The sequence below is a fragment of the Brevundimonas sp. genome (assembly GCF_024711105.1).
Lineage (GTDB): Bacteria > Pseudomonadota > Alphaproteobacteria > Caulobacterales > Caulobacteraceae > Brevundimonas.
In genome coordinates, this window is record NZ_JANJTL010000160.1 from 1 (window position 1) to 24,587 (window position 24,587).

The following is a 24,587-nucleotide window of genomic DNA, read 5'->3' on the forward strand; positions in this document are numbered from 1 at the left end:
AACGACATCCTCGACATGACCAAGATCGAGGCCGGCAAGATGGCCTTCGACGTTGTCGACGTCAGCCTGGACGAGTTGCACGAGCGCGTCGCCGGCGTCGCCTCGGCCCAGGCGCAGGCCAAGGATCTGACCTTCCACTCGGAGTTCCTCGGCGACACGCCCGCCATCGTGCGCGGCGATCCGGTCCGAGTCGGACAGATCCTCCAGAACCTTCTGTCGAACGCCATCAAGTTCACCGAGACCGGCCGTATCGACTATCGCATCCACAGCGAGAAGATCAGCGACGACCGCGTCCGCTTCCGGTTCGCCGTAACCGACACGGGTCCGGGCATCGCGGCGGGCGACCTGCAGAAGCTGTTCGAACCCTTCACCCAGCTGGACAACTCCTCGACCCGCCGCTTCGGCGGCACGGGCCTGGGCCTGACCATCTCGCGCCGCCTGGCCGAGATCATGGGCGGCACGATCCGCGTGGACTCGCGCCTCGGCCAGGGCTCGACCTTCACCTTCGAGGTGGAAGCGCAGGTCGTGGCCTGGACCAAGCCTGGGGCCGCCCAGCCACTGACCGCCGAGATCGAGACGGGCCAGGCCCTGAAGGTGCTGGTGGTCGAGGACCACCCGGTCAACCGGATGATCATCGACGCCTGGATGACCTCGTCGGGCCACATGACGGTCGCGGCCGAGCATGGCCAGGCGGCGCTCGAGGCGGCCGCGGTCGAGCCCTTCGACCTGATCCTGATGGACGTGAACATGCCGGTCATGGACGGCCTGACGGCGACGCGGAAATTGCGTGAAGTCGACGGCCCGAACCGCGACACGCCGGTCGTCGTTCTCTCGGCCTCGGCGCGCGCCGAGGATCACGAGGCCGGTTTCGCTGCGGGCGCCGACGCCTATCTGAACAAGCCGATCGACTTCAAGGCGCTGGCCGAGGTGCTCGGACGCTGCACGGCCGGCCGGGAGGCGCTCCGCCAGGCGGCCTGAGTCCCCGCGCGCATGAACGTAGGGTGACCGGGCCCGTTCAGGCAGCGCTCAGGCGCTCCGCTTCAAGACTGCTGCAACGACGGACATGCCGGGAAACTTTCCGGCCCCGCCAGCTGGAGTGTTGTCATGAAGAAGTTTCTCACCGCCGCCGTCGCCCTCTCGGTTCTCGCCGGCACGGCCGGCGTGGCCGACGCGCAGCAGTATCGCGGCGATGGGGACGGCGACCGCTACGAAAGCCGGTATGACCGCCGCGACGACCGCCGGGATGATCGCTACGACCGTCGCGATGATCGCCGCGACGACCGGTACGACCGCCGCGAGGACCGCCGTGAAGACCGCTGGGAGCGGCGGGCCGAGCGCCGCTACTACGCCGGCCGCTACCAGGCGCCGCGCGGCTACTACCAGCGGCAATGGCGCCGGGGCGACCATGTGCCGTCGCATTGGCGGACCCGCGCCTATGTCGTGGATCACCGCCGGTACGGCCTGTCGGCCCCGCCCCGCGGCTATCAGTACACCCGGGTCGGCAACGACGTGGTCCTGACCGCCATCGCCACGGGCGTGATCGCCTCGGTCATCTTCGGCCTGTTCCAGTAAGTCCGGAACAAGGTCGGGCGTCGGCGCCCCGGAGGGAGACCTCCGGGGCGTTTTCGCTTGCCAACCGCGAGCGGCGCCGTGCGTTAGAGGGCCATGCGCGCCTTCTCGGAGCTTCTCGACAGACTGGCCCTGACCTCATCGCGCAATGCCAAGCTCGTGCTGGTGCGCGACTATCTGAAAGCGACGCCCGATCCTGACCGGGGCTGGGCGCTGGCGGCCCTGACCGGCGATCTGGCCTTCACCGCCGCCAAACCCGCGATGATCCGAAAGGCCGTCGAGGCGCGGGTCGATCCGGTGCTGTTCGGCTGGTCGTGGGACTACGTCGGCGACATGGCCGAGACGGTGTCTCTGATCTGGCCGCCCGATCCCGACTATCGGCCGAACCGCGAACCTGAACTGTCGGAGGTGGTCGAGGCTCTGCGCACCGCCACGCGCGCCGAGGTCCCGTCCCTGCTGGAGCGCTGGCTTGACGCGCTGGAGCCGCGCGGGCGCTGGGCCCTGCTCAAGCTCGTCACCGGGGCGCTCAGGGTCGGGCTGTCGGCGAGGCTGGCGCGCACGGCGCTCGCCATGATCCGACCCGATGACCTCGAGCCGGTCGAGGCGGCCGACATCGAGGAGGTCTGGCACGACCAGGCCCCGCCCTACGGCGAGCTGTTCGCCTGGCTGGAAGGCCGCGCCGAACGTCCCGGGGAAGCGCCCGGCCGTTTCCGGCCCGTCATGCTGGCCCACGCGCTCGACGACGCCGAGATCAACGCGCTGGACCCCGCCGACTTCGCCGCCGAATGGAAGTGGGACGGCATCCGGGTGCAGCTGTCCTTCGAGGGCGAGGCGCGGCGGATCTACTCCCGGACCGGCGACGAGATTTCGAAGAGCTTCCCTGACCTTCTGGAGGCGCTGGACTTCGAGGGCGTCCTGGACGGCGAACTCCTGGTCGTGCGCGACGGCGAAGTCGCCCCCTTCGCGGACCTGCAGCAGCGGCTGAACCGCAAGACGGCGGATGCGAAGCTGATGGCCAGCCATCCGGTCGGCGTCGTGGCCTATGACGTGCTGTCGGAGGCCGATGAGGACCTGCGGGGTCTGCCTTTGACCGAGCGGCGGGAGCGGCTGAGGGCCTTCGTCGACCGGATCGGCAGCGAGCGCCTGAGTCTCTCGCCGCTGGTCGACTTCGCCAATTGGGACCAGCTCGCGGCCCTGCGCGCCGACCCGCCGGTGGGGGCGGCGGCCGAGGGGCTGATGCTCAAGCGCTGGGACAGTCCCTATGTCGCCGGTCGGCCGAAGGGGCCCTGGTTCAAGTGGAAGCGCGACCCGCACGTCATCGACGCGGTGCTGATGTACGCCCAGCGCGGCTCGGGAAAGCGCTCAAGCTTCTATTCCGACTACACCTTCGGCGTCTGGACCGATGAGGGCGTGCTGACGCCGGTCGGCAAGTCCTATTTCGGCTTCACCGATGAGGAGCTGAGGCGGCTGGACAAGTTCGTGCGCGACCACACCATCGAGCGCTTCGGACCGGTGCGCTCGGTCAAGGCGACGCGGGATTTTGGCCTGGTGCTGGAGATCGCCTTCGAGGGCCTGCAGCGCTCCTCGCGGCACAAGTCGGGCGTGGCGATGCGCTTTCCGCGCGTCAGCCGCATCCGCTGGGACAAGCCGGCGCGCGAGGCCGACACTCTGGATTCGGTCATGGACCTGCTCGACGCCATCGAACGCGGCGGCGGACGGGTGACCGCGCGCGCCTGACCGGTGTAGGAAGACCGCGACGACCTCAGGAGGACCGAATGGCCAAGGGCAACTGGATCCCGGTGCGCGGCGCGCAGGGGGTGCATTCGAAACAGGCCCACGCCGACCTGCCGGAAGGCACCTATGAGCGGGAGATCTCCAAGGAGGGGTTTTTTGGCCCGGCGGCCTTCCTCTATCACCGCAAACCGCCGACCGGCTGGACCAGCTTCGAGGGGCCGCTGCGTCCCCGCGCCTATGACCTGAACGGCCTGAACGAGGCGAGCGGCTCGCCCTGGGACGCGCCGGTCGTGCTGCACAACCGCTCGACGGAGGTGCGCTTCTGGAAGCTGGTCTCGGCCATGCCGGACCTGGCCCGCAACGCCGACGGCGACCAGCTGCTGTTCATCCACCGGGGCGCCGCCGACCTGTTCTGCGACTATGGCCGGATGCGGGTCTCGGCGGGCGACTACGTCTATCTGCCGCGCGGAACCATGTGGCGGCTGAACCCCGACGGCGAGCTTCAGGTCCTGATGATCGAGGCGACCAACAGTCACTACACCCTGCCCGACCGGGGGCTGCTGGGACCGCACGCCATCTTCGACCCGGCCATGCTGGAGACGCCGGTCATCGACGAGGCCTTCAAGGCGCACCAGTTCGAGGAGGGCGAGTTCGCCGTCCGCATCAAGAAGCGCGGCGAGGTGTCGACCGTCACCTTTCCGCACAATCCGCTGGACGCCGTGGGCTGGCACGGCGAGCTCGCGCCCGTCCGCCTGAACGTGAAGGACATCCGCCCGGTGCTGTCGGCGCGCTACCACCTGCCGCCCAGCGCCCACACGACCTTCCTGTCGGACCGGTTCGTGGTCTGCACCTTCGCGCCGCGCCCGTTCGAGACGGACCCGGGCGCGATCAAGATCCCGTTCTTCCACAACAATGACGACTACGACGAGGTGCTGTTCTACCACGCCGGCGACTTCTTCAGCCGGGACAACATCGACGCCGGGATGATGACCTTCCACCCATCCGGGTTCACGCATGGGCCGCACCCCAAGGCGCTGAAGAAGATGCTGGTCCAGGACAAGGAGGCCACCGACGAATACGCCGTGATGATCGACACCCGCGATCCGCTCGACGTCGGCCCGGGCGCCGCCTCGGTCGAGAACCACGCCTATGTCGACAGCTGGAAGGCGCGCGATTGAGCCAGGCCGTCGACCTCGCCGAGAAGTTCGCGGCCTTCTCCGACCACTGGCGGCCGCGTGTGGCTGCGCGGCTGAACGGCCAGGACGTGCGGCTGGTCAAGGTTCAAGGCGTCTTTCCCTGGCATACCCACGCCCAGGCCGAGGAGATGTTCCTGGTCTGGGAGGGACGCTTCCGCGTCGAGTTCCGAGACCGGGCGGTCGAGCTTGAGCCCGGCCAGTTCCTGGTCGTGCCGCGCGGGGTCGAGCACCGCACCGCCGCCGACGAGGAGGCCGAGGTGATCATCTTCGAGCCGAGCGAGGTCGTGAACACCGGCGACGCCCCCGTCTCGGAGTTCACCGCGCCGATGGGGGCGACCGTCTGATGAGCGAAGCGAAGGACAATCCCGGCGTCATAGCGCCGCCGCCGCTGATCTATCTCGGCTTTCTGCTGATCGGCTGGGCGGTCGAGCGCTACGTCCTGCCGGACCTCAGCCTCGGCCTGCCGGACATGGTTCGGCGCTGGGGGGCGGTGATCCTGATCGTGGTGGGCTTCATGCTCGAGGGCGCCGCCGCCGAGCGGTTCCGCAGCAAACGCACCGCCATCGAACCCTGGAAGGCGTCGACCGCGCTGGCGACCGACGGCGTGTATCGATTCAGCCGCAATCCGATCTACGTCGGCTTCGCCGTAATCTATGCCGGTCTGGCGGTCGGGATGGACGCGCCCGTCGCGTTGGCCCTGCTGGTTCCGTGCCTCGTCATGATCGACCTGTTCGTGATCCGGCGCGAGGAGCGCTATCTCGAAGGCAAGTTCGGCCAGGCCTACCGCGACTACGTGAGCCGGGTCCGGCGATGGCTGTGAGCGACGACGAACTGGCGGCCCTGGTCGAGGAGGAGCTGGACCAGGCGCTGGCCATGAGCTGGACCGAGGTCAGCCGCATCACGCCCTGGGGCGATTCCTACGTGGGCTTCACCGCCTCGGGTGCCGAGGTCGAGATCGAGCGCAACTACCTCTGGGAAGGCGAGGGCGAGGCGATCCGCATCGAGGTCAGCGTCCGCCCCGTCGGCGCCCGCACCGCCGAGGCGGTCGCCAGCGTCACGATTCCGCGCCCCTGAGATACCTGCGTTAACCTTTCCGGTTGCTCCCGGCGAAAGCTGCGCCATTGTGCGTGGGTCGGCCGTCAGGGAGGAGGCGTATGTATCCCAACGAGTTTCCGCCGGAGCCGCCGCCGCCCATGGTCGATCCGACCCTGCTGGCGGTCCTATTGCTCGCGGTCGCTGCACTGGCCGTGATCGCTTTCCTGCTCGGCCGCTGGACCGGCCAGAACCGGCGAGAGGACCCCGACGGGCGCATCGAGGACATCCGCAAGAAGATCGACGACACCCTGGCCAAGGCGCAGACGGCAACAGGGGAAGAGGTCTTTCCCAAGGCGCGTGCGCTGTCGGAGGCGATCCGCACCGGCCTCGGGGGCGTAGCGGACTTCGGCGGGCCTCTCGATCGTCACTGGAGCCATCTCAAGGCGGCGCTCGATGATGGAGAGCCGCCCCCCGCGCCGCCAGTTGAATCTCGCGGGGACACCCAGAGTCAGACTCAGGAGGAGTCCGCCCACGGATCGACCTCGTCTGCGGTGGCCTCGAACATCAATCTCAATACGGTGGTGATCACTGGAGGAGTTCCAGGGCCGACCGCAAGCCCTCCTCCTCCCCCGCCGCCGAGAGGTCGCCGCGCCGCCGTCTCCGCGGCGATCGACGGCTTCGCGGAGTGGTGGAAGGCGCCGGACAACCGGCAACACATGCAAAAGGCCCAGGCCGACCTCCTTCCCAAATGACCCCCCGGCGGCTACTCCGGTCGGCATGAAGCTCGCCTCGCTCAAGTCCGGCCGCGACGGCCGTCTCGTCGTCGTCTCGAACGACCTCGCCTGGTTCACCGACGCCTTCCTGATCGCGCCGACGCTGCAGGCCGCGCTCGACGACTGGGAGCGCTGCGAGCCGGAGCTGCGCAACCTGGCCGAGATGCTGGACCACGGCTCGGCCCCGCGCGGCCGCTTCCACGAGCGCGAGGCCGCCGCGCCCCTGCCGCGCGCCTATCAGTGGGCGGATGGATCCGCGTATGTGAACCACGTCGCCTTGGTCCGTCAGGCGCGCGGCGCCGAGATGCCCGACAGCTTCTGGACCGATCCCCTGATGTACCAGGGCGGCTCGGACTCCATGCTGGGCCCGCGCGACCCGATCCCGCTCGCCGACGAGGCCTGGGGCTGTGACCTCGAGGCCGAGGTGGTGGTGGTCACCGGCGACGTGCCGCAGGGCGTGAGCCGCGAAGAGGCGCTGTCGCATATCCGCCTGGTCGGCCTGGTCAATGACGTGTCCCTGCGCAACCTGATCCCCGCCGAACTGGCCAAGGGCTTCGGCTTCGTCCAGTCCAAGCCGGCCAGCGCGCTGTCGCCCGTCTTCGTCACCCCCGACGCACTGGGCGACCGCTTCAAGGACGGCAAGCTGCACGGCGAACTCTCGGTGACGTTGAACGACCAGCCCTTCGGCAAGGCCGACGCCGGCGTCGACATGACCTTCGATTTCGGCACGCTCATCGCCCACCTGGCCAAGACCCGGTCGCTGGGCGCCGGCTCGATCATCGGCTCGGGCACCGTCTCGAACCGCGACGCCGACGGCGGCCCCGGAAAGCCGGTCTCCGAAGGCGGCCTTGGCTATTCCTGCATCGCCGAGGTCCGCACCGTCGAAACCATCCTGCGCGGCAAGCCGGAAACGAGCTTCCTCAAGTACGGTGACACGGTGCGCATCGAGATGCTCGACGAAAGGCACCACTCGATTTTTGGGGCGATCGAACAGACGGTGACGAGGCCGCTCAGCGCGGCCTAGAAGCTGTAGCCGAAGCGCTCGACATCCTCTGCGTAGAGCTCCCCGACGCGGTGGGCCAGCTCGCGATCAAAGTAACTCCGATAGGAGCCCCGTTCGCTGGCGTTGGTCACGGGCAACTCAGGCGGCGTGTCGAAACCGCAGCGCGCCATGAACCGCGGATAGGCCTCGTTGAGTTCCTCGTAGCGAACGACTTCCGACACGAGCAGCCTGCCGTCCTCTCCCTCCAACCAGTCGCTCTGGGGTCGCTTCAGGATCCGGTCCGGATGGTCGACGAACTCCGAGAAGGTCTGGGCGCAGGTCAGGGCGTGTTGCGGGTGCGACGGGGTCTGGCGGATGAAGTGATAGAGGGACACCATCCGATCCCACGGATTGCGCACGATCGCGAAGGTGTAGAAGCGATCCCACTTCGGGCCGAGAAAGGCCGCCACCTCCCGAGCCCGAATGTGTTCAGGGTGCTGGATACCGTCCCGGTCGCCCGCCGATTCCAGCAACGCCTTGCACGCCCCGAAGCGCTTGCCGCGCGTGGCCAACACGCGCGACAGGCTCTGGCCCGCCGTCTTCGGCACGTGGATGAAGACGAATCGGTTCTCTGTCGAAAGCACGCCCATCCCGCCATTGGGCGCGGGCCGCGCCGTTCCGGTCAAGCCGCGGCGCATTGACGCCTTGAGCCCCGCCCGGCTATCGCCTGCGCTCCCTCCGGTCAGCCCCGGTGGCGAAATGGTAGACGCGGCAGACTCAAAATCTGCTGCCGGAAACGGCGTGTTGGTTCGAGTCCGACCCGGGGCACCAAGGGAGTCGCGCGGCGATACCGCAGCGAACGGTCTCTAGAGCCGGCCCAACCGCTCCGCGTGGCGGGCGGCGAGCGCCAGCGTCCATTCATCGGGCAGGGCCTTCAGGATGGCCGAGGTGGCCTTGTTCGGGGCGCCGGGGACGCAGATCGGCCGGTTGGCCTCGCATGCCTCGTAGCCGGCGCGGGCGACCTCATCGGCGCCCATCCAGGCCCATTCGGGCGTGGCGTGCGAGATCGCCTGACGCTGGCCGTTGACGTCGTGGAACTCGCTCCAGGTGTAGCCGGGGCAGAGCGCGGTGACGTGCACGTCTCTGGAGCGCACCTCCAGGTGCAGGCCGGCCGACGCCTTGGTCAGGAAGCTCTTGATCGGCCCGTAGAGGGTGTCGCCGCCGGTCGCGGGCATGTAGCCCGCCAGGGAGGCCACATTGAGGATCCGACCGAAGCGGCGCTCGCACATGCCCGGCAGGACCCGGTGAGTCAGCTCGGTGGGCGCCAGGAGCATGACCTGCAGCATCGCGCGGTGCTGGTCCCACGGCGTGGCCTGGAAGCCCTCGACGCGCGAATAGCCGGCGTTGTTGACCAGGGCGTCGACGACCCGGTCGCGCGCCTCGATCTCGGCCAGCAGGCGTTCCGGCGCGGCCGGATCGGCCAGATCCTCTGGAAGGACGAGGGTTTCCACGCCCGCGCGCATCTTCAGCTCGTCCGCCAGCTGCTCCAGGCGGTCGGCGCGGCGGGCGGTGAGGGCCACGTCCCAGCCGTGCTCGGCGTAGACGCGCGCCAGCTGCTGGCCGATGCCGGCCGAGGCCCCGGTGATCAGGGCGAGGCGGCGGGCGGACGGATCGCCGGGAACGGTCATGAGGCTCGCCAAAAGCTGACGCGGCCGAAAGCAGCACGCCGAACCGGCCGGTTCAAGCCGTCTCCTCCAGAAGATCGGCGACGGTGATCTGGCCCAGCCTGGCCTGGGCGGCCGCGTCGGCCAGGCCGATGGCCTTGGCCACCTGGCGCGGGATGCGCTCACCGACCGGACAGCCGCGGGCGCCGGGCGGCGGCTTGCCGAGGTGCGCGCAGCCGTCGACGGCGCGCAGCACCTCGTCCAACGTGATCCGATCGGCCGGCTTGAGCAGCCAGGCCCCGCCCGCGGCGCCGGCCCGGGTGGCGATCAGGCCGGCGCGGGCCAGCTGGGCGGTCACGCGGCGCACGACGACGGGGTTCGTCGGCATGGAGGCCGCCAGGAGCGTCGAGGACACCGCGCGTTCGGGCGCGTCGGCGCCCTTGTGGGCCAGATAGGCCAGGGCGTGGGCGGCGACGGGAAACTGCTGGCTGTCGGACATGGCGTTCGCGCCAAAGGTAAGGCGGCGCGGCTCAGGTTACAAATCCGTCGGTCCCGCGTGACGGGTGGCCGCCGCGCGCGCTAGAATCCGCGGCGTGTTCCGAGCCATCTTCTTCTCCTTCATCGTGGTGATCGCCTGCGTGGCGGCGACCGTGGTCGTTCGCACGGGCCCGTTTGACTTGTCGTCGGACAACCAATGGTTGGTGACGGCTCTGATCTGGCTCGCCGGCGTCGCGGTTTTGGCCGGCGGCCTGATCCGAAGGCGCCTTCGCGCGGCGTCGAAGGGCCGCTCGTCGCCCGGGCCCGCGGGCGATTGAACCGGCCGGCGAAAGGGCGTATGGCGCCCCCCGCATTCGAGAAGGGCCCCGACACCTGCGGCCCGGAGGTCATGAATGGCTGGGGATAGCCCCGGCTCGCCGCCCGTCTCCCCCGGGCCCGAGCCGACCGCCGACGGCGCGCCGCCGGCCGACCAATCGACATCGCAGGATTCCGCCGCCCCAGAGGCGCACGGCGGCCATGGCCGCGCGGGACTGTTCGGCCTGGCGCTCGGCGCCGTCGGCGTTGTCTTCGGCGACATCGGCACCAGCCCGCTCTACGCCATGCGCGAGGCCCTGGCGCATTCGCGCTCCGGCGGCGAGGCCGAACTGGCCGTGCTGGGCGTGGTCTCGCTGGTGTTCTGGGCCCTGATCCTGATCGTGACGCTGAAATACGTCGTCTTCCTGATGAAGGCCGACAACAAGGGCGAGGGCGGCACCTTGGCCCTCATGGCCCTGGCCCAGCGGGCCATCGGACAGCGCTCCGCCATCGTCTTCTTCCTCGGCGTCCTGGGCGCCGCGCTGTTCTACGGCGATGGCATCATCACGCCGGCCGTTTCAGTGTTGTCGGCGGCGGAGGGCCTGAGGGACGCCCCTGGCCTGAACGGCGCCCTCGATCCTTACGTCCTGATCATCGCCGCCGGCATCCTCGTCGGCCTGTTCATGATCCAGTCGCGCGGCACCGCCAGCGTGGCCAAGTGGTTCGGCCCGATCACGGCGCTGTGGTTCCTGTGTCTGGCGGGGCTCGGCGTCCTGCACATCTTCGACGACATCTCGATCCTGCGGGCCCTGTCGCCGCACTACGGCCTGCTCTTCCTCATCGACAACGGCTTTCTCGGCTTCGTCATCCTCGGCAGCGTCTTCCTCGCGGTCACGGGGGCGGAGGCGATCTATGCGGACATGGGCCACTTCGGAAAGGCGCCCATCCGCGCTGGCTGGCTCGTCTTCGTCCTGCCCTGCCTGACCCTGAACTACCTCGGCCAGGGAGCGCTCGTGCTGGCCGACCGTGAGGCGCGCATCAACCCGTTCTGGGAGATGATCCCGGAGATGGCCTATTGGCCGGTGCTCTTGCTGGCCACGGCCGCCACCGTGATCGCCTCGCAGGCGGTGATCACCGGCGCCTTCTCCATCACCCAGCAGGCGGTGCAGCTGGGCCTTTTGCCGCGCATCACCATCCGCCGCACGTCCGAGACGCAATCCGGGCAGATCTTCGTGCCGTCGGTGAACATGATGCTGATGGTCGGGGTGCTGGTGCTCCTGGCCTTCTTCCAGACGTCGTCGGGACTGGCGGCCGCCTACGGCATCGCGGTCACGGGCGCCATGCTGGTCGACACCCTGCTGGCCTGGTTCATCGTGCGCCGGCTGTGGAAGTGGTCCCTGCCGTTGTCGGTCCTGGCGCTCACGCCCTTCCTGGTGCTGGACGTGACCTTCCTGAGCTCGAACGCCCTGAAGATCCCGGACGGCGCCTGGATGCCGATCGTGCTCGGCCTGGGGCTCGTCATGGTCATGTGGACCTGGCACCGCGGGACCCAGATCCTCACCGAGAAGTCGCGCCGGGACTCCCTGCCGCTGTCGGACCTCGTCGCCATGCTGCAGGCCCGCCCGCCGCAGCGGTGCGCGGGCACGGCTATCTTCTTGACCTCGGATCCCGAGGTCGCACCGGTCGCCCTGATGCACAATCTCAAGCACAACAAGGTGCTGCACGAGAAGAATGTCATCCTGTCGGTCCGGACCACCGACCGTCCGCGAGTCCCCGACGACAAGCGCATCGAGATCGAGGTCATCAGCCCCGACTTCAAGCGGGTGATCCTCAACTACGGCTTCATGGAAAGCCCGCACATTCCGCGCGCGCTCAGCGTCTGCCGCAAGATGGGGCTGAAGTTCGACATCATGTCGACGAGCTTCTTCCTGGGCCGGCGCTCAGTCGTTCCCTCGGCCCAGCAGGGCATGCCCCTGTGGCAGGACCGGCTCTACATCTTCCTGATGCGCAACGCGGCCAATCCGACGGACTTCTTCCACATCCCGCCTGGGCGGGTGGTCGAGATGGGCGCCCAGGTCGCCGTCTGAACCCGGCTCAGGTCCAGGCGTTTAGTCTGCATGGAAGACATCACCGTCAGCTTGAACGAAGCCTCCATCCGCGAGCAAAGGCGCACGCATGCGCTGCGCGGCTCGCTTTTCCGGGCGATTTTCCGCCATCGGATGTGGATGTGGGCCGAGCGCCTGCGGAACCGGACCCGTCCGGCCTAGGAGGGCTGCAGCACCTGCATACCCAGCCATTCGGCGATCAGCGCCGGCTTGGGCTGGCCTTCGATTTCCACCGTCACCTCATGCTTGAGCAGCCAGCGGCCGCCGTCCTTCTCGGCGGCCTCCAGCAGCTTGAAGCGGCCGCGCACGCGTGAGCCGGCGCGGACGGGCTGGAGGAAGCGGACCTTGTCGAAGCCGTAGTTGATGCCCATCACCACGCCTTCCAGCACCGGGGTGGCCTCATAGGTCATCTTCGACAGCAGGCTCAGCGTCAGGAAGCCGTGCGCGATCGTGCCGCCGAAGGGCGTCCTGGCCGCGGCTTCCGGATCGACGTGGATGAACTGCCAGTCCTCGGTGGCGTCGGCGAAGGCGTCGATGCGGGCCTGGTCGACGGTGATCCAGCCCGAGACGCCCACCTCCTGGCCGATACGGCCGGCGAGTTCGCTTGCGGGAATGGCGGCGCGGTCGGTCATGGGAAGCGTCCCTCGATGATCTGCGAGAACAGGGCCGGGTCGACATTGCCGCCCGACATCACGATGGCGGTGGTCAGGCCCTGGGCCTCGACCTTGCCGGCGAGCAGCGCCGCGAGCGACACGGCGCCGCCGGGCTCGACCACCAGCTTCAGCGCCTTGAAGGCGTAGGCCACGGCCTCGGCCACCTCGCGGTCGCTGACCGAGACGGCGCGTTCCAGCCGGCGCTGGTTGATCGGAAAGGTCAGCTCGCCCGGGATGGGGGTCATCAGGGCGTCGCAGATGGACTTGCCGGTCGGGTCGACGCCAACGCGCTCGCCGGCCGCCAGCGAACGGGCGGTGTCGTCATAGACCTCCGGCTCGACCGCGATCACGCGGGTCGAAGCGCTCTTCGTCTCGAAGGCCAGGTTGATGCCGGCGATCAGCCCGCCGCCGGAACAGCCGCAGAGCAGCTGGTCGATCGGCGCATCGGCCTGTTCCAGGATCTCCAGCCCTGTCGTGCCCTGGCCGGCGATGACGAAGGGGTCGTCGAAGGGCCGCACGAGGATGGAGCCCCGCTCGCGCGCGATCTCCTCGCCGATGGCCTCCCGGCTTTCGGTGTAGCGGTCGTAGGTGCGGACCTCGCCGCCGTTCTCGATGACGCCCGCGACCTTGATGGCCGGACTGTCGGCCGGCATCACGATGATGGCTGAGGTTCCCAGCCGGCGGGCCGCGGCGGCCACGGCCTGGGCGTGGTTGCCCGACGAATAGGCCACGACGCCGCGCGTCAGCTCCTCGGCCGTCAGCCGGGCGATGCGATTGTAGGCCCCGCGAAACTTGAAGGCGCCGATCACCTGCAGGTTCTCGGCCTTCATCAGCACCCGCCCGCCGAGCCGTTCGTTCAGGGCCGGGCTCTCGATCAGGGGCGTGCGGACGGCGTGGCCCTTCAGCACACGGGCGGCGTCCACGACATCGGCGAAGGTCGGAAGAGTGGTCATCGACCGAGTCTTAGCCGAAAGTCGGCATGACGTAAGGGAGCCTCGCCTTGTCGCATCTGATCCTCGCCCTCGACCAAGGCACGACCTCGACCCGGGCGGTGGTGTTCGACAGCCGCGACTGGCGGGCGCTGGCCACCGCGCAGGTCCCGCTGGAACAGCATTTCCCGGCGCCCGGCTGGGTCGAGCATGACGCCGAAGAGATCTGGCGCGCCTCGCTCCAGGTCTGCCGCGAGGCCTTGGCGGAGGTCGGCGGCGTGTCGCGCGTGGCGGCGCTCGGCGTCACCAACCAGCGCGAGACGACCGTCCTGTGGGAGCGGGCGACGGGCCGGCCGCTGCATCGCGCCATCGTCTGGCAGGACCGGCGCACGGCGGACGCGACCGACGCGCTCGCCAGGGCGGGGCACGAGCCGCTGGTCCAAGGCGCGACGGGCCTGGTGCTCGATCCCTCTTTCTCGGCCTCCAAGATCGCCTGGCTGCTCGATCAGGTCGAAGGCGCGCGCGCGCGGGCGGAGGCGGGCGAGCTGTGCGCAAGCACGATCGACGCCTGGCTGATGTTCCGCCTGACGCGTGGCGAGCGCTTCGTGACCGACGTCACCAACGCGTCGCGGACCAGCCTGTTCGGCCTGAAGGAGCTGGCCTGGCGCGACGACCTGTGCGCCCTGTTCGGCGTGCCTCGCGCCTTGCTGCCAGAGGTGCTCCCCTGCGCCGGAACCTTCGGGGAGACGGCGGCCGAGCATTTCGGCCGGCTCCTGGCGATCACTGGCTGCGCCGGCGACCAGCAGGCGGCCCTGGTCGGCCATGGGGCCCTCGAGCCCGGGGCCGTGAAGGTGACCTACGGCACCGGCGGCTTCCTCGTGGCGGTGACGGGCGACACGCCCGCGGCCTCGACGAACAGGCTGCTGTTGACCGTCGGCTACCAGGCGGGGGGCAGGCTCGCCTATGCGCTGGAGGGGTCGATCTTCTCGGCGGGCTCGACCATCCAGTGGCTGAGGGACGGGCTCGGCGTCATCACCGCCTCCCGCGAATCCGAGGCGATGGCCCAGGCGCTGAAGGACAACGGCGGCGTCTATCTGGTGCCGGGCTTCACCGGGCTGGGCGCGCCCTGGTGGGAGGCCGAAGCGCGGGGCGCGGTCTTCGGCCTGACGCGCGACACGCGTCCTGAGCACTTCATCCGGGCGGGGCTCGAGGCCATGGCCTACCAGACCCGCGACCTGCTCCAGGCGCTCGCCGCCGACGGCGCGCCCCAACCCGCCCGGCTCAAGGTCGACGGCGGGGTGACCGCCAACGCCTGGGCCATGCAGTTCCTGGCCGACATCTGCGGCGTTCCGGTGGAGCGGCCCGCCTATCAGGAGATGACCGCCCTGGGCGCCGCCAAGCTGGCCGCCCTGGGCGCCGGCCTCACCGACCGCCTCGACGGCGGCCCCGACGAGGCCCCCGCCGTCTGGACGCCCCGCATGGCGCCGGACGAGCGCGCCCGCTTGCTGGCCGGCTGGGACGCTGCGGTCCATGCCTGCCTGCATCACGCGCGCGCCTAGCCACGGCCGAGCTTCGCCGGTATCCGGGGGTCATGACCGGTCCCGTCCTCGAAACGCCCCGCCTCATCCTCCGTCCGACCCGGGCCGAGGACTTCGACGGCTTCGTCGAGCTGATGAGCGACGCCGAGCACGTCCGCTTCATCGGCGGCGCCGTCCCGCCATCCACGACCTGGCGCCAGATGATGACGATCGCAGGCAGCTGGCAGCTCGAGGGCTTCGCCTTCTTCTCGGTGATCGAGAAGGCCTCCGGCCGCTGGGTCGGGCGGCTGGGGCCGTGGCGTCCGCACGGCTGGCCGGGCACGGAGGTCGGCTGGAGCATCCTGCGTTCCGAGGGCGGCAAGGGTTATGGGACTGAGGGCTCGGCCGCGGCAATGGACTGGGCCTTCAATCATCTCGGCTGGACCGACATCATCCACTGCATCGATCCGGACAACTTCGGCTCCCAGGGCGTTGCGCGAAAGCTGGGCTCGACCAACCGAGGCCCCGGCCAGATGCCCGCGCCCTTCGATCACCTCCCCGTAGACATCTGGGGCCAGACCCGCGAGCAGTGGGCCGAGAACCGCAAGCGGTTTGACTGGTTGACCTGACCGTTCGCGCTTCGTGAACGGCGCCGGGTGGTCGTTCACGAAGGTGGGCCGCCGAACCGCGCATCTGCGAATGCAAGCCGCGACCGCGGCCGCCATCACCTCCTCATCGACGCGAGCACATCGGCTCGCCGACCAGAGGAGAGACGAACCATGAAGACCGCCCTGATCGCCGCCGCCCTGCTGGCCGCCACGCCCGCCCTCGCCCAGGACGCGGGCGCCGACATCAGCTTCACCTTCGAGGTGGGGCATCCGTCCGGCCAGGTGATGCTCGCCCTGTTCGACAGCGAAGCCGCCTATGACGGTTCGGGCGGGCCGGTGCGCGTGCAGCGCGCAGAGGTCTCGGGCTCGACCGTCACCGTGCGTTTCGCGGGCCTGCCGGCCGGCGACTATGCGCTGAAGGCCTTCCACGATCTGGATGGCGACGGCGAGATGGACCGCAATCCCTTCGGCCTGCCGACCGAGCCCTACGTCTTCTCGAACAACGCCGTGGGCAACATGGGCCCGGCCAGCTGGGAGCGGGCGCGCTTTACGGCCAGCGGCGCCGTCGCCCAGACCCTGATCCTGCGCTGAGGCCGGCTCCGATGATCCCGTCCCGCCGATCTTTCCTGATGGGCGCCGCGGCCCTGTCCGCCGCGGTCGTCACCCCGGACGCGGTGCGCGCCGCCCAAGCGATGAGCGCTCCCGACTGGGGCCTGGCCACCGCCGACGTCGAGGCCGACATCGCGCCGCGCGCCATGCGGCTGGTCGCCGGCCGTGCGCCGGACGGCCTGTCAGGCGACCTGTTCCGCAACGGCCCGGCGAAGTTCCGGCGGCCGGGGCGCAGCGCCGGCCACTGGTTCGACGGCGACGGCCTGGTGCGCCGCTTCCGGATCGGCGGCGGCGAGGCCCAGCTCTCGGCCCGCTTCGTCGACACGCCAAAGCGTCGCCAGGAAGAGCGGCTGGGCGCCATGGTCATGCCCGGCTTCGGCACCACCTCGGACCCGCGCGCGGAGATCGGCTCGCCCGACGACGCCAGCGCCGCCAACACCTCCGTCATCATGGCCGGTGACCGGCTGTGGGCCCTGTGGGAGGCCGGCTCGCCCATGGCGATGGACCCGGAGACCCTGGCCACCGAGGGCTTCGTGACGCTCAGGCCCGACCTGCGCGCCATGCCGTTCCTGGCCCATCCGCGCATCGAGCCGGACGGCCGCATCTGGAACCTCGGCATGTCCGGCCAGCGCGCCATCGTCTGGCGCCTCGCCGCCTCCGGCGACTTGGAGGCCGCAGAGGTCATCGACCTGCCGCGCGCGTCCTACGTCCACGACTTCACGGCGACGGACCGGCATCTGGTCATCGTGCTCCAGCCGTGGGTGCACGCGCGCCAGACCTTCCCCCTGTCCCAGGCCTTCGAGTGGCGGCCCCAGGACGGGACCCAAGTGCTGGTCATCGACAAGGCCGACCTGTCCCGCCGGCGCGTCTTCGACCTGCCGGCCTTCGGCTTCTTCCATCTCGGCGACGCCTGGTCGGACGGCGCGGACATCCGCTTCGACGTCTGCGCCCACGCCGACATGAGCTTCGCCGCGCGCGGCGCGACCGAGGTGCTGGACGGCGTCCCTCTGACCGGCCAGCCCGCGCACCTGGCGCTGGCGACCCTGCGCGCCGACGGCTCGGCCGAGCTCCAGACCACCGCCGTCTCGGCCGAGTTTCCGAAGAGCGACCCGCGCCGCGCCGGCCTGCGCCGCCACCTCAGCTTCCACGTGACCGGCGAGACCCCCGAGACGCCGTTCGCCCAGGCCATCGGCGTGACGGACTGGAGGACCGGCCAGACCCGCGCCTTCGACTTCGGCCGCGGGCATGTCGTCGACGAACCCATCTTCGCGCCCAAGCCCGGCTCCGCCTCGGAGGCTGACGGCTGGCTGGTCGGCCCGTCCCTGAACCTGAGGGACCGGGTCACCGAACTCCACGTCCTCGACGTCGCCCGCATCGAGGAGGGCCCCGTCGCGACATGGCGCGCGGACGTGGCCCTGCCGGCGGCGTTCCACGGGATGTGGCGGCAGACCTAGAACCAGCCGGCTTCCCGCAGGGCCCGCGCATAGCGGCGGCTGACCGGAACCGTGAGGCCGCCTTCCAGCTCCAGAGTGGCGCGCCCGTCGCCACGTCGGGCTCCGGTGACGGCGTCCCTGGCCACCCACCAGCTGCGGTGGACCTGGGCGCCCTCAAGCCCCTCCAGCTCGGCCACGGCGTCGGACAGGCGCATCAGGATCAGGTCCGAGCCGCGGTCGGTGTGGACGCGCAGATAGTGGTCCTCGGCCTCGACCGCGCGGATGGTCGCGCCCTTCAGCTTGAAGGGCAGCCGTTCCAGGAAGCGGGACGGCGCCTCGCCGGGCGCCGCCGCATGGGTCTCGGTCGGCTGCGCCCGCATCAGGAAGACGTTGATCGTCGCCAGCGTCAGGGTGATCACCCCGACCGGCGCCAGGTAGAAGGGCAGGGCCTCGAGGTTGTGCGCACCGCCCTGGAACAGGACGCCGCTATAGGCCCAGACAACAACCGCGAGCGGCCCGGTGATGACGGCGGTGAGCAGGCCGATGCTGAGCCAGGGCCGGCCCTCCTCGTCGATCCATCGGTCGATCAGGCGCGAGCAGGCGTGCCCCCACAGCCCGCCCACGACCATCAGGGGAATCCAGTACAGCAGGCGGACGCCCACCGGCGCCTCGTCCGACCCGAAGGCGCCGACGAAGGCAAGGACGCCGCCGGCCGCGACGGCCACGGCCAGCCCGCGCAGGAAGCCTCGGTCGAAGAAGGGTCTGCTCACGCCTCGGGCGCCGCGCAGGCCGCACGGAAACCCGCCGCGGCGAAGCGGGTCATATAGGCCTGGGCCGTCTCCAGGTCGCCGGACCGGCACAGGCCGTTCGACAGGCGGTCCAGCCGTCCGGTCTCGGCCAGAGTCAGCGTCAGGGCCCCCGACAGCATGTGGTAGGCCCAATACAGATCCACCTCCCGCGCCTCGGGCATGATCTGCTTGATCAGCTCGATCAGCCGCCGGATCGCCGGATCGTAGTAGCGGGCCATGGTCTCGCCGCCGAAGGTCGGGTTGGCGTTGGTCTGGGCCACCAGCGCCGAATAGTGTTTCCAGCCGGGCCCGCCCTTCAGCGACCACTGGAAGGGCGGTCGGAGGAACGCGTCGAACAGCCCCTCCAGCGTCATGGCGTCGCCGGCCTCGGCGGCATAGCGGTTGATCGCCTCGACCCGCTCGTTGTTCCAGACCTCGGCCCGGCGAATGAAGACCGCGTCAAACAGGTCCCGCTTGGCCCCGAAGTAATAGTGGACCAGGGCCGTATCCACGCCCGCCTCGCGCGCCACTTCGCGGATCGTCACCCCGTAGAAGCCATGCTTGGAGAACAGGTCCTCGGCGGCGTCGAGGATAGAATCCCGCGTCTCGCCGTTGGCGCGCGCCTTGGGCGGACGGCCCCGGCGGGCGGGCTTGGGCGCGGAGGCGGTTCGGTTCTCGGCCATGCGGCCAAGCCTAGTGCGCGTGTCGGGAAAACGGAACAGCGGTCGCGGCTGGCGAAGACCGGTCCGAAGACTTATCCTTGCGGGCATGAACGCCCACGACCCCAGCCTCGGCCAGCCCGCCCAGCTCCATTACGGGGACGGCGAGTTCGTCGTGCTGAAGCCGGGCCGGTTCGTGATCTGCGCCGTGTCGGGCCAGCGCATCCCTCTGGACGCCCTGCGCTACTGGAGCGCCGAACGGCAGGAGGCCTACGCCGGCCCCGCCGAGGCGCTCACGGCCTTCTCGTCCGGACGCCGGTGAATCGACGGGCCGTCGTCGCCGCCGTCTTGGCCGCCGGCCTCGCGCCCGCAGTGTGGGCTCAGTCCCGTCCCGAACGTCTCAACCTGACCGGCCGCTTCATCCAGGGCGGCTACGCTATCGGCCGGACGCGGCCCGGAGCCCTGATCTTCCTCGACGGCGAGGCCCTGTCCGCCGCCGGCGCGAGCGGACTGTTCGTGGTCGGATTTGATCGCGACGCGCCGGACACGACGCTGCTGGAGGCCCGTCTCGACGGCTGGCGGGCCGAGGAGCGGCTGCACATCTCCGCCGGCGATTTCCCGACGCAGCGGATTTCGGGCCTGCCGCCCTCGACCGTCGATCCGACCGATCCGGCGCTGCTGGAGCGCATTCAGCGCGAGGCCCAGCTCAAGGCCGCCGCCTACGCCAGCCGCGATCCGTCAGAGGGGTTCGGTGACGGGTTCGACTGGCCGCTGGCGCAGTTCCGCATCACCAGTCGCTGGGGTTCGCAGCGCATTCTCAACGGCACGCCGGCCCGGCCGCACTACGGCATCGACCTGGCAGCGCCGGCGGGAACCGCCATCCTGGCCCCGGCCCCGGGCCTGGTCGTCCTCGCCGAGCCGGACCTGCACTATGAGGGCGGCACGACCTTCATCGACCACGGCCAGGGCCTGATCACCGTCTATCTGCACCAGTCCAGGCTTGAGGTGGCGCGCGGCGACCGCGTGACGCGCGGCCAGAGGATCGGGCGTGTCGGCGCGACGGGCCGGGCGACCGGGCCGCATCTGTGCTGGCGCGCGCGCTGGCGGGACCGTAACCTCGACCCGTCGAATCTGGTCGGCGCCGTGTCCGTCTGAGGACGGAGAACCCGGCGTTTTCTCAACCAGTCGGCAACCATATGGGCGTAGCAATTCCGGAATCGTCGTCCGGGGCCGGACGCTGAGGGGTTCATGTCGGCATTTCAGGCGTTGCAGATCCTGCTGGTGGATGACAACCAGCACATGCGGGCGATCACCGCGACGATCCTGAATTCCGCGGGCTTTCGTCGTATCCGCGAGGTGCGCGACGGCGCCGAGGCGATCGAGGCCCTGCGTGACTGGCCGGCGGATCTGGCCATTGTCGACTTCAACATGGCGCCGATCGACGGGGTCGAGTTCACCCGTCTGATTCGCAATTCGGCTGACAGCCCGAACCCCTATCTGCCAATCGTGATGATGACCGGCCACTCCGAGCGCAGCCGCGTCTACGAGGCCCGCGACGCGGGCGTGACCGAGTTCGTGGTCAAGCCGATCACCGCCAAGGCGATCCTCGATCGCATCCAGGCGGTCATCTACAAGCCCCGGCCCTTCGTGAAGTCCGAAAGTTACTTCGGACCCTGCCGCCGGCGGGTGACGAACCGGAACTACGCCGGCCCGTGGCGCCGGGAGGGTGACGCGCCGGCGGAAACCGCCAAGGCCGGCTGATCGCGCCTGCGGCCGATCACCAGGCGATGGTGATGCCGCCGTCGACCACCAGGGTCTGACCCGTCATGTAGGACGACGCCGGGCTGGCCAGATAGACGGCCGCGCCCGCGATCTCGTCCGGCTGGCCGATGCGCTTCAGGGGGGCCGGGTCGGTCACCTGCTTGAGCAGGTCCGGGTTCTCCCACAGGTATTTGGCGAAGTCGGTCTGCACCAGGCCGGGCGCGATGCAGTTCACGCGCACGTTCGACGGTCCCCACTCCACCGCCAGGTTGCGCACTAGCTGCATGTCCGCGGCCTTCGAGACGTTGTAGGCGCCGATCAGGGCGTTGCCGCGCAAGCCCCCTATCGAGGACACAACCACGATCGCCCCGTCCTTGCGGCTCAGCATCCCCGGCGCGACCATCTGGATCAGCCAGTGGTTGGAGATGACGTTGTTTTGGAGAATCTTCTCGAACTGCTCGTCCGAAATGCCCGCCATCGGTCCCGCATAGGGATTGGTCGCGGCGTTGCAGACCAGGATGTCGATCTGGCCGAAGGCGGCCTCGGTCTCGTCGACCAGCCGGCGCAGGTCGTCCTTGGAGCCGATGTTGGCCGGGATGGCGATGGCCCGGCCCTCGCCGTGGCGGGCGTTGATGGCGTCGGCGACCTCCTGGCAGGGCCCGGCCTTGCGTGACGAGATGACGACCCGAGCACCATGTTCCGCCAGCCGTTCGGCGATGGCCTTGCCGATGCCGCGCGACGAGCCGGTGATGATCGCCGACTTGCCCGAAAGGTCGAAGAGTTCCATCGCTGCGCTCCCTGACGAATTCCCTGCTAGCCGATGGCCGCGGATGGCCTGATAATCAAGCGATTCCCTGTCGGGGCTGAAAGGTCGCATGTCGAAGCTGACCACCGCCTTCCTGATCGGCGCCTGGACCTGCCTGGCGCTCACCGTCGCCGCCCTGTTCTGGCGCAGCGGTCTTGGCGTGGGCGCGGCGACGGCCGCCCTGTTCGGCGGCCTGGGCCTGGGCGCAGGCGTGCATGCGCTGATCGCGGGCGCGGTCGGGCGGGCCCAGATCAGCAAGCAGATCAGCGCCGTGCGCGAGGCGCACCGCCTCCTGGCCGACGCGCTGGAGAGCATGCAGGGCGCCATCGGCGACCTCGCCGGCGCGGTCCAGACCGGACAGGACGACCGAACTGAGACCCTGACGGGCGAGGTCCGCATGCTCGAGGCCCTGGTCGGCCGGCTCAGCGAAAGCCTCGACGCCAAGCTCGCCGCCGTCGAACGCGCCGCCCCGCCGATGGACGCCGCCGAGGGCCGCCGCCGCCACCAGAGCGTCGCCGTCGTCAGCCAGGTGCGCGAGGCCCTGACCGAGAACCGCGTAGACCTCTACCTCCAGCCCATCGTCACCCTGCCGCAGCGCAAGACCCTCTACTACGAGAGCTTCACCCGCCTGCGCGACGACTCCGGCCGGGTCATGATGCCGGCGGAATACCTCGCCGTCGCCGAGGACGAGGGCCTGACCGCGGCCATCGACAACCTGCTGCTGTTCCGCTGCGCCCAGATCGTGCGTCGGCTGGCGCGTCAGGACCGCCGTGTCGGTGTCTTCTGCAACATCGCCCTGACCTCGCTGGCCGACGAGACCTTCTTCCCGCAGTTCCTCGACTTCCTGTCCGAGAACCGGGACCTGAAGGACTCCCTGATCTTCGAGCTGGGGCAGGCGAACTTCGACGTGCGCGGTCCGGTCGAGGCCCGCAACATGGCCAAGCTGGCCGACCTGGGCTTCCGCTTCTCCATCGACAAGGTGCAGGCGCTAGACCTCGATTTCGCCGACCTGCAGCGCGCCGACGTCAAGTTCATCAAGGTGTCGGCCGAGCTTCTTCTGGAACAGCTGCTTGAGGCCGAGGAGCCCCAGGCGCGCGCGCTGCGGGACATCCATCCCGCCGACTTCGCCGAGCTGGCCCGCCGCTACGGCCTGGAGGTCATCGCCGAAAAGGTCGAGGGCGAGCGTCAGATCGTCGACATCCTCGATCTCGAGGTGTCGCTGGGTCAGGGGCACCTGTTCGGCGAGCCGCGCGCCATCAAGGAGCAGGTCCTGGCCGAGGCCGAGCCGCCGGCCGACTTCGTCCGCGCCGCCATCCGCGGCCGGGACGCGGCTCCCCGTCGTCGCTACGCCTGATCTTCCCGGACATTGACCGCAAGTCGCGGGACGCACGCCTTCGGGCCCGAGCCTATCGATGATCCGCAATCCCCGCGGAGATTTCGCTATGCTGGCCGAGATGATCGCCGAGCCGACCCTCACCGACGACGAGCGCTATGACGCGATGGCGCGCCGCGACGCCTCGCTGCGCGACGCCTTCGTCATCGCGGTCAAGACCACGGGCGTCTACTGCCGCCCGGGCTGTCCGGCCCGTGCGCCCCGGCGCGAGAACGTCCGCTTCTTCGCCACGACGGAGGAGGCCCGCGCCGAGGGCTTTCGCGCCTGCCTGCGCTGCAAGCCGGACGAGGGCCGGCCCGGGGCCGACGTCATCGCCGCCGCCTGCCGCGCCATCGAGGTGGCCGAGACCCCGCCGACCCTGGACGAACTCGCCCGCCAGGCTGGCCTGTCGTCCTTCCACTTCCACCGCCTGTTCAAGGCGCGCACCGGCGTCACGCCCAAAGCCTACGCCAGCCAGGTCCGCGACCGCCGCGCCAAGGCCGCGCTGGAGAGCGGCGCGCGCGTGACCGACGCGGTCTATGACGCCGGCTTCGGGGCGCCGTCGCGCTTCTATGACGCGGCCCACAAGCGTTTCGGCATGACCCCCTCGGCCTGGCGGAAGGCCGGCCAGGGCGAGACCATCCGGGTGGCCGTCGGGCCCTGCTCGCTGGGTCAGGTGCTGGTGGCGGCCACCGACAAGGGAGTCTGCTCCATCGAGCTCGGCGACGATCCGGACTTCATGCTGGCCCGCTTCCGCGCCCGCTTCGACCGGGCCGAGGTGGTGGCCGACGATCCGGTCCTGGCCGCGCATCTCAGGCGCGTCACCCAACTGATCGACGATCCGCGCGACCCCGGCCGCGACCTGCCGCTCGACGTGCGCGGCACGGCCTTCCAGCAGAAGGTCTGGCGGGCGCTGCGCGACATTCCGCCGGGCGAGACCTGGACCTACGGCCGGCTGGCCGAGGCCGTCGGCGCGCCGGGCGCAGCCCGCGCCGTCGGCGCCGCCTGCGGGGCCAATCCCGTCTGCGTCGTGGTGCCCTGCCACCGCGTCGTTGGCTCTGGCGGAAAACTCACGGGATACGCCTGGGGCGTCGAGCGCAAGCAGGAGCTGCTGCGCCGCGAGCGGAGCGCCTGACCGCTTGGCCGAGCCGCGCATCTTCGTCGACGCCGACGCCTGCCCGGTGAAGGAGGAAGTCTATCGCGTCGCGGAACGCTGCCGGCTGCACGTCTTCATCGTCTCGAACGGCTGGATCAACACGCGCCGCGCGCCGTGGATCGAGCAGGTGGTGGTCGAGGCGGGACCCGATCTGGCCGACGACTGGATCGCAGAGCGCGCGGGCCCCGGCGACGTCGTCGTCACCTCGGACATCCCGCTGGCGGACCGCTGCCTGAAGGCGGGCGCCCAGGCGATCAAGCCGAACGGTCAGACTTTCACGCCGGATTCGATCGGCTCTGCCCTGGCAGGCCGGATGGTCGGCGAACACCTGCGCTCGATGGGCTTGGCCACCCCGGGCCCGCCGCCGTTCGGCGCGCGCGACCGATCCGCCTTCCTCCAGGCCCTGGATCGGGCTGTGACGGTCGCGCGGCGGGCGCGGCCCAAGGC

30 protein-coding genes and 1 tRNA gene are annotated in these 24,587 nt (G+C 69.9%); 23 read left to right on the forward strand and 8 right to left on the reverse strand.

The window, feature by feature from the left end; all coding sequences use genetic code 11:
• The 9 genes from Q0M60_RS12610 to Q0M60_RS12650 form a co-directional block, all read left to right on the forward strand.
• Positions 1-978: ATP-binding protein (locus tag Q0M60_RS12610; RefSeq protein ID WP_296820057.1), on the forward strand; the 978-nt coding region annotated here is incomplete at its 5' end.
• Positions 979-1,104: 126 nt separating this feature from the next.
• Positions 1,105-1,572, forward strand: coding sequence for an RcnB family protein (locus Q0M60_RS12615; protein ID WP_296820060.1), 468 nt, complete (start codon positions 1,105-1,107; stop codon positions 1,570-1,572).
• Positions 1,573-1,665: 93 nt separating this feature from the next.
• Positions 1,666-3,306 (forward strand): cisplatin damage response ATP-dependent DNA ligase, encoded by a 1,641-nt coding sequence (locus Q0M60_RS12620; protein ID WP_296820062.1) that lies wholly within the window; start codon positions 1,666-1,668, stop codon positions 3,304-3,306.
• A 38-nt stretch (positions 3,307-3,344) separates the two neighbouring features.
• Positions 3,345-4,481 carry a homogentisate 1,2-dioxygenase gene (locus Q0M60_RS12625; protein ID WP_296820064.1) on the forward strand — a complete coding sequence of 379 codons (1,137 nt, stop codon included), beginning with the start codon at positions 3,345-3,347 and terminating at the stop codon, positions 4,479-4,481.
• Entirely contained in the window at positions 4,478-4,843 is a 366-nt protein-coding gene (locus Q0M60_RS12630) for a cupin domain-containing protein (protein WP_296820066.1), read from the forward strand. The genes Q0M60_RS12625 and Q0M60_RS12630 overlap by 4 nt, the downstream gene beginning before the upstream one ends.
• A complete protein-coding gene (locus Q0M60_RS12635) occupies positions 4,843-5,319 on the forward strand; it encodes an isoprenylcysteine carboxylmethyltransferase family protein (protein ID WP_296820067.1) in 477 nt (158 codons plus the stop codon). Before Q0M60_RS12630 ends, Q0M60_RS12635 begins: the two co-directional genes overlap by 1 nt.
• The gene (locus Q0M60_RS12640) at positions 5,310-5,573 is read left to right on the forward strand and encodes a hypothetical protein (RefSeq protein WP_296820068.1); all 264 of its coding nucleotides are present in this window, start codon (positions 5,310-5,312) and stop codon (positions 5,571-5,573) included. The genes Q0M60_RS12635 and Q0M60_RS12640 overlap by 10 nt, the downstream gene beginning before the upstream one ends.
• A gap of 80 nt (positions 5,574-5,653) precedes the next feature.
• Positions 5,654-6,286, forward strand: coding sequence for a hypothetical protein (locus Q0M60_RS12645; protein WP_296820071.1), 633 nt, complete (start codon positions 5,654-5,656; stop codon positions 6,284-6,286).
• Between the two features lie 25 nt (positions 6,287-6,311).
• A complete protein-coding gene (locus Q0M60_RS12650; protein ID WP_296820073.1) occupies positions 6,312-7,331 on the forward strand; it encodes a fumarylacetoacetate hydrolase family protein in 1,020 nt (339 codons plus the stop codon).
• Here Q0M60_RS12650 and Q0M60_RS12655 read toward each other — a convergent pair.
• Positions 7,328-7,987 carry a sulfotransferase family 2 domain-containing protein gene (locus tag Q0M60_RS12655; protein ID WP_296820076.1) on the reverse strand — a complete coding sequence of 220 codons (660 nt, stop codon included), beginning with the start codon at positions 7,985-7,987 and terminating at the stop codon, positions 7,328-7,330. The two genes, Q0M60_RS12650 and Q0M60_RS12655, sit on opposite strands and share 4 nt — an antisense overlap.
• Before the next feature lie 47 nt (positions 7,988-8,034).
• On the opposite strand from Q0M60_RS12655, the gene Q0M60_RS12660 reads away from it, so the two are divergent.
• A tRNA-Leu gene (locus Q0M60_RS12660) sits at positions 8,035-8,120 on the forward strand.
• A gap of 35 nt (positions 8,121-8,155) precedes the next feature.
• Here the strand turns inward: Q0M60_RS12660 and Q0M60_RS12665 are convergent.
• Positions 8,156-8,977 (reverse strand): SDR family oxidoreductase, encoded by an 822-nt coding sequence (locus Q0M60_RS12665; RefSeq protein WP_296820079.1) that lies wholly within the window; start codon positions 8,975-8,977, stop codon positions 8,156-8,158.
• A gap of 52 nt (positions 8,978-9,029) precedes the next feature.
• Complete coding sequence (locus tag Q0M60_RS12670; protein WP_296820081.1) at positions 9,030-9,452, reverse strand: Rrf2 family transcriptional regulator; 423 nt, start codon at positions 9,450-9,452, stop codon at positions 9,030-9,032.
• Positions 9,453-9,516: 64 nt separating this feature from the next.
• On the opposite strand from Q0M60_RS12670, the gene Q0M60_RS12675 reads away from it, so the two are divergent.
• The 3 genes from Q0M60_RS12675 to Q0M60_RS12685 all read left to right on the forward strand — a co-directional run bounded on the left by Q0M60_RS12675 (position 9,517) and on the right by Q0M60_RS12685 (position 12,012).
• Positions 9,517-9,768, forward strand: a complete 252-nt coding sequence (locus Q0M60_RS12675) for a hypothetical protein (RefSeq protein WP_296820083.1) — start codon at positions 9,517-9,519, stop codon at positions 9,766-9,768.
• Positions 9,769-9,843: 75 nt separating this feature from the next.
• Positions 9,844-11,832: a potassium transporter Kup gene (locus Q0M60_RS12680; protein ID WP_296820085.1), complete on the forward strand. Its 1,989-nt coding sequence runs from the start codon at positions 9,844-9,846 to the stop codon at positions 11,830-11,832.
• A gap of 30 nt (positions 11,833-11,862) precedes the next feature.
• Complete coding sequence (locus Q0M60_RS12685; RefSeq protein WP_296820087.1) at positions 11,863-12,012, forward strand: hypothetical protein; 150 nt, start codon at positions 11,863-11,865, stop codon at positions 12,010-12,012.
• Here Q0M60_RS12685 and Q0M60_RS12690 read toward each other — a convergent pair.
• Both Q0M60_RS12690 and Q0M60_RS12695 read right to left on the reverse strand, forming a co-directional pair.
• Entirely contained in the window at positions 12,009-12,482 is a 474-nt protein-coding gene (locus tag Q0M60_RS12690; protein ID WP_296820089.1) for a MaoC family dehydratase, read from the reverse strand. The genes Q0M60_RS12685 and Q0M60_RS12690 overlap by 4 nt on opposite strands.
• Complete coding sequence (locus Q0M60_RS12695; RefSeq protein WP_296820092.1) at positions 12,479-13,456, reverse strand: threonine/serine dehydratase; 978 nt, start codon at positions 13,454-13,456, stop codon at positions 12,479-12,481. Before Q0M60_RS12695 ends, Q0M60_RS12690 begins: the two co-directional genes overlap by 4 nt.
• A gap of 47 nt (positions 13,457-13,503) precedes the next feature.
• Here Q0M60_RS12695 and glpK point away from each other — a divergent pair, with 47 nt between their 5' ends.
• From glpK to Q0M60_RS12715, 4 genes are all read left to right on the forward strand, one after another.
• Complete coding sequence (gene glpK / locus Q0M60_RS12700; protein WP_296820094.1) at positions 13,504-14,991, forward strand: glycerol kinase GlpK; 1,488 nt, start codon at positions 13,504-13,506, stop codon at positions 14,989-14,991.
• A 32-nt stretch (positions 14,992-15,023) separates the two neighbouring features.
• Entirely contained in the window at positions 15,024-15,578 is a 555-nt protein-coding gene (locus Q0M60_RS12705) for a GNAT family N-acetyltransferase (RefSeq protein WP_296820098.1), read from the forward strand.
• A 150-nt stretch (positions 15,579-15,728) separates the two neighbouring features.
• Positions 15,729-16,148 carry a DUF2141 domain-containing protein gene (locus Q0M60_RS12710; RefSeq protein ID WP_296820101.1) on the forward strand — a complete coding sequence of 140 codons (420 nt, stop codon included), beginning with the start codon at positions 15,729-15,731 and terminating at the stop codon, positions 16,146-16,148.
• Between the two features lie 11 nt (positions 16,149-16,159).
• The gene (locus tag Q0M60_RS12715) at positions 16,160-17,620 is read left to right on the forward strand and encodes a carotenoid oxygenase family protein (protein ID WP_296820103.1); all 1,461 of its coding nucleotides are present in this window, start codon (positions 16,160-16,162) and stop codon (positions 17,618-17,620) included.
• Here the strand turns inward: Q0M60_RS12715 and Q0M60_RS12720 are convergent.
• Together Q0M60_RS12720 and Q0M60_RS12725 are read right to left on the reverse strand one after the other, a co-directional pair.
• Positions 17,617-18,369, reverse strand: coding sequence for a LytTR family DNA-binding domain-containing protein (locus Q0M60_RS12720; protein ID WP_296820106.1), 753 nt, complete (start codon positions 18,367-18,369; stop codon positions 17,617-17,619). The genes Q0M60_RS12715 and Q0M60_RS12720 overlap by 4 nt on opposite strands.
• Complete coding sequence (locus Q0M60_RS12725) at positions 18,366-19,070, reverse strand: TetR/AcrR family transcriptional regulator (RefSeq protein ID WP_296820109.1); 705 nt, start codon at positions 19,068-19,070, stop codon at positions 18,366-18,368. The genes Q0M60_RS12720 and Q0M60_RS12725 overlap by 4 nt, the downstream gene beginning before the upstream one ends.
• A gap of 85 nt (positions 19,071-19,155) precedes the next feature.
• Here Q0M60_RS12725 and Q0M60_RS12730 point away from each other — a divergent pair, with 85 nt between their 5' ends.
• The 3 genes from Q0M60_RS12730 (at position 19,156) to Q0M60_RS12740 (ending at position 20,807) form a co-directional block, all read left to right on the forward strand.
• The gene (locus Q0M60_RS12730) at positions 19,156-19,368 is read left to right on the forward strand and encodes a DUF2093 domain-containing protein (protein WP_296820112.1); all 213 of its coding nucleotides are present in this window, start codon (positions 19,156-19,158) and stop codon (positions 19,366-19,368) included.
• A complete protein-coding gene (locus Q0M60_RS12735; RefSeq protein WP_296820115.1) occupies positions 19,365-20,201 on the forward strand; it encodes a M23 family metallopeptidase in 837 nt (278 codons plus the stop codon). The genes Q0M60_RS12730 and Q0M60_RS12735 overlap by 4 nt, the downstream gene beginning before the upstream one ends.
• A 93-nt stretch (positions 20,202-20,294) precedes the next feature.
• On the forward strand, positions 20,295-20,807 hold the full coding sequence (locus tag Q0M60_RS12740) for a response regulator (RefSeq protein WP_296820117.1): 513 nt from the start codon (positions 20,295-20,297) through the stop codon (positions 20,805-20,807).
• A 16-nt stretch (positions 20,808-20,823) separates the two neighbouring features.
• Here the strand turns inward: Q0M60_RS12740 and Q0M60_RS12745 are convergent, their stop codons facing one another.
• Positions 20,824-21,594, reverse strand: a complete 771-nt coding sequence (locus Q0M60_RS12745) for an SDR family NAD(P)-dependent oxidoreductase (RefSeq protein WP_296820121.1) — start codon at positions 21,592-21,594, stop codon at positions 20,824-20,826.
• A gap of 88 nt (positions 21,595-21,682) precedes the next feature.
• Between Q0M60_RS12745 and Q0M60_RS12750 the strand changes: the two genes are divergently transcribed.
• The 3 genes from Q0M60_RS12750 to Q0M60_RS12760 form a co-directional block, all read left to right on the forward strand.
• Entirely contained in the window at positions 21,683-22,966 is a 1,284-nt protein-coding gene (locus Q0M60_RS12750; RefSeq protein WP_296820124.1) for an EAL domain-containing protein, read from the forward strand.
• Between the two features lie 88 nt (positions 22,967-23,054).
• The gene (gene ada, locus Q0M60_RS12755) at positions 23,055-24,119 is read left to right on the forward strand and encodes a bifunctional DNA-binding transcriptional regulator/O6-methylguanine-DNA methyltransferase Ada (protein ID WP_296820126.1); all 1,065 of its coding nucleotides are present in this window, start codon (positions 23,055-23,057) and stop codon (positions 24,117-24,119) included.
• A gap of 19 nt (positions 24,120-24,138) precedes the next feature.
• Positions 24,139-24,587 (forward strand): YaiI/YqxD family protein (locus Q0M60_RS12760; RefSeq protein WP_296820129.1); only part of this gene is annotated, 449 nt, incomplete at its 3' end.

Bases quoted from the DNA above. Each gene is read 5' to 3' on its own strand.
- Q0M60_RS12620 (WP_296820062.1), top strand. From the start codon at position 1,666: ATGCGCGCCTTCTCGGAGCTTCTCGACAGACTGGCCCTGACCTCATCG.
- Q0M60_RS12680 (WP_296820085.1), top strand. From the start codon at position 9,844: ATGGCTGGGGATAGCCCCGGCTCGCCGCCCGTCTCCCCCGGGCCCGAG.
- Q0M60_RS12615 (WP_296820060.1), top strand. From the start codon at position 1,105: ATGAAGAAGTTTCTCACCGCCGCCGTCGCCCTCTCGGTTCTCGCCGGC.
- Q0M60_RS12640 (WP_296820068.1), top strand. From the start codon at position 5,310: ATGGCTGTGAGCGACGACGAACTGGCGGCCCTGGTCGAGGAGGAGCTG.
- Q0M60_RS12725 (WP_296820109.1), bottom strand. From the start codon at position 19,070: ATGGCCGAGAACCGAACCGCCTCCGCGCCCAAGCCCGCCCGCCGGGGC.
- Q0M60_RS12715 (WP_296820103.1), top strand. From the start codon at position 16,160: ATGATCCCGTCCCGCCGATCTTTCCTGATGGGCGCCGCGGCCCTGTCC.
- Q0M60_RS12705 (WP_296820098.1), top strand. From the start codon at position 15,024: ATGACCGGTCCCGTCCTCGAAACGCCCCGCCTCATCCTCCGTCCGACC.
- Q0M60_RS12635 (WP_296820067.1), top strand. From the start codon at position 4,843: ATGAGCGAAGCGAAGGACAATCCCGGCGTCATAGCGCCGCCGCCGCTG.
- Q0M60_RS12690 (WP_296820089.1), bottom strand. From the start codon at position 12,482: ATGACCGACCGCGCCGCCATTCCCGCAAGCGAACTCGCCGGCCGTATC.
- Q0M60_RS12655 (WP_296820076.1), bottom strand. From the start codon at position 7,987: ATGCGCCGCGGCTTGACCGGAACGGCGCGGCCCGCGCCCAATGGCGGG.
- Q0M60_RS12670 (WP_296820081.1), bottom strand. From the start codon at position 9,452: ATGTCCGACAGCCAGCAGTTTCCCGTCGCCGCCCACGCCCTGGCCTAT.
- Q0M60_RS12750 (WP_296820124.1), top strand. From the start codon at position 21,683: ATGTCGAAGCTGACCACCGCCTTCCTGATCGGCGCCTGGACCTGCCTG.
- Q0M60_RS12740 (WP_296820117.1), top strand. From the start codon at position 20,295: ATGTCGGCATTTCAGGCGTTGCAGATCCTGCTGGTGGATGACAACCAG.
- Q0M60_RS12745 (WP_296820121.1), bottom strand. From the start codon at position 21,594: ATGGAACTCTTCGACCTTTCGGGCAAGTCGGCGATCATCACCGGCTCG.
- Q0M60_RS12625 (WP_296820064.1), top strand. From the start codon at position 3,345: ATGGCCAAGGGCAACTGGATCCCGGTGCGCGGCGCGCAGGGGGTGCAT.
- Q0M60_RS12645 (WP_296820071.1), top strand. From the start codon at position 5,654: ATGTATCCCAACGAGTTTCCGCCGGAGCCGCCGCCGCCCATGGTCGAT.
- ada (WP_296820126.1), top strand. From the start codon at position 23,055: ATGCTGGCCGAGATGATCGCCGAGCCGACCCTCACCGACGACGAGCGC.
- Q0M60_RS12695 (WP_296820092.1), bottom strand. From the start codon at position 13,456: ATGACCACTCTTCCGACCTTCGCCGATGTCGTGGACGCCGCCCGTGTG.
- Q0M60_RS12730 (WP_296820112.1), top strand. From the start codon at position 19,156: ATGAACGCCCACGACCCCAGCCTCGGCCAGCCCGCCCAGCTCCATTAC.
- Q0M60_RS12650 (WP_296820073.1), top strand. From the start codon at position 6,312: ATGAAGCTCGCCTCGCTCAAGTCCGGCCGCGACGGCCGTCTCGTCGTC.
- Q0M60_RS12685 (WP_296820087.1), top strand. From the start codon at position 11,863: ATGGAAGACATCACCGTCAGCTTGAACGAAGCCTCCATCCGCGAGCAA.
- Q0M60_RS12710 (WP_296820101.1), top strand. From the start codon at position 15,729: ATGAAGACCGCCCTGATCGCCGCCGCCCTGCTGGCCGCCACGCCCGCC.
- Q0M60_RS12665 (WP_296820079.1), bottom strand. From the start codon at position 8,977: ATGACCGTTCCCGGCGATCCGTCCGCCCGCCGCCTCGCCCTGATCACC.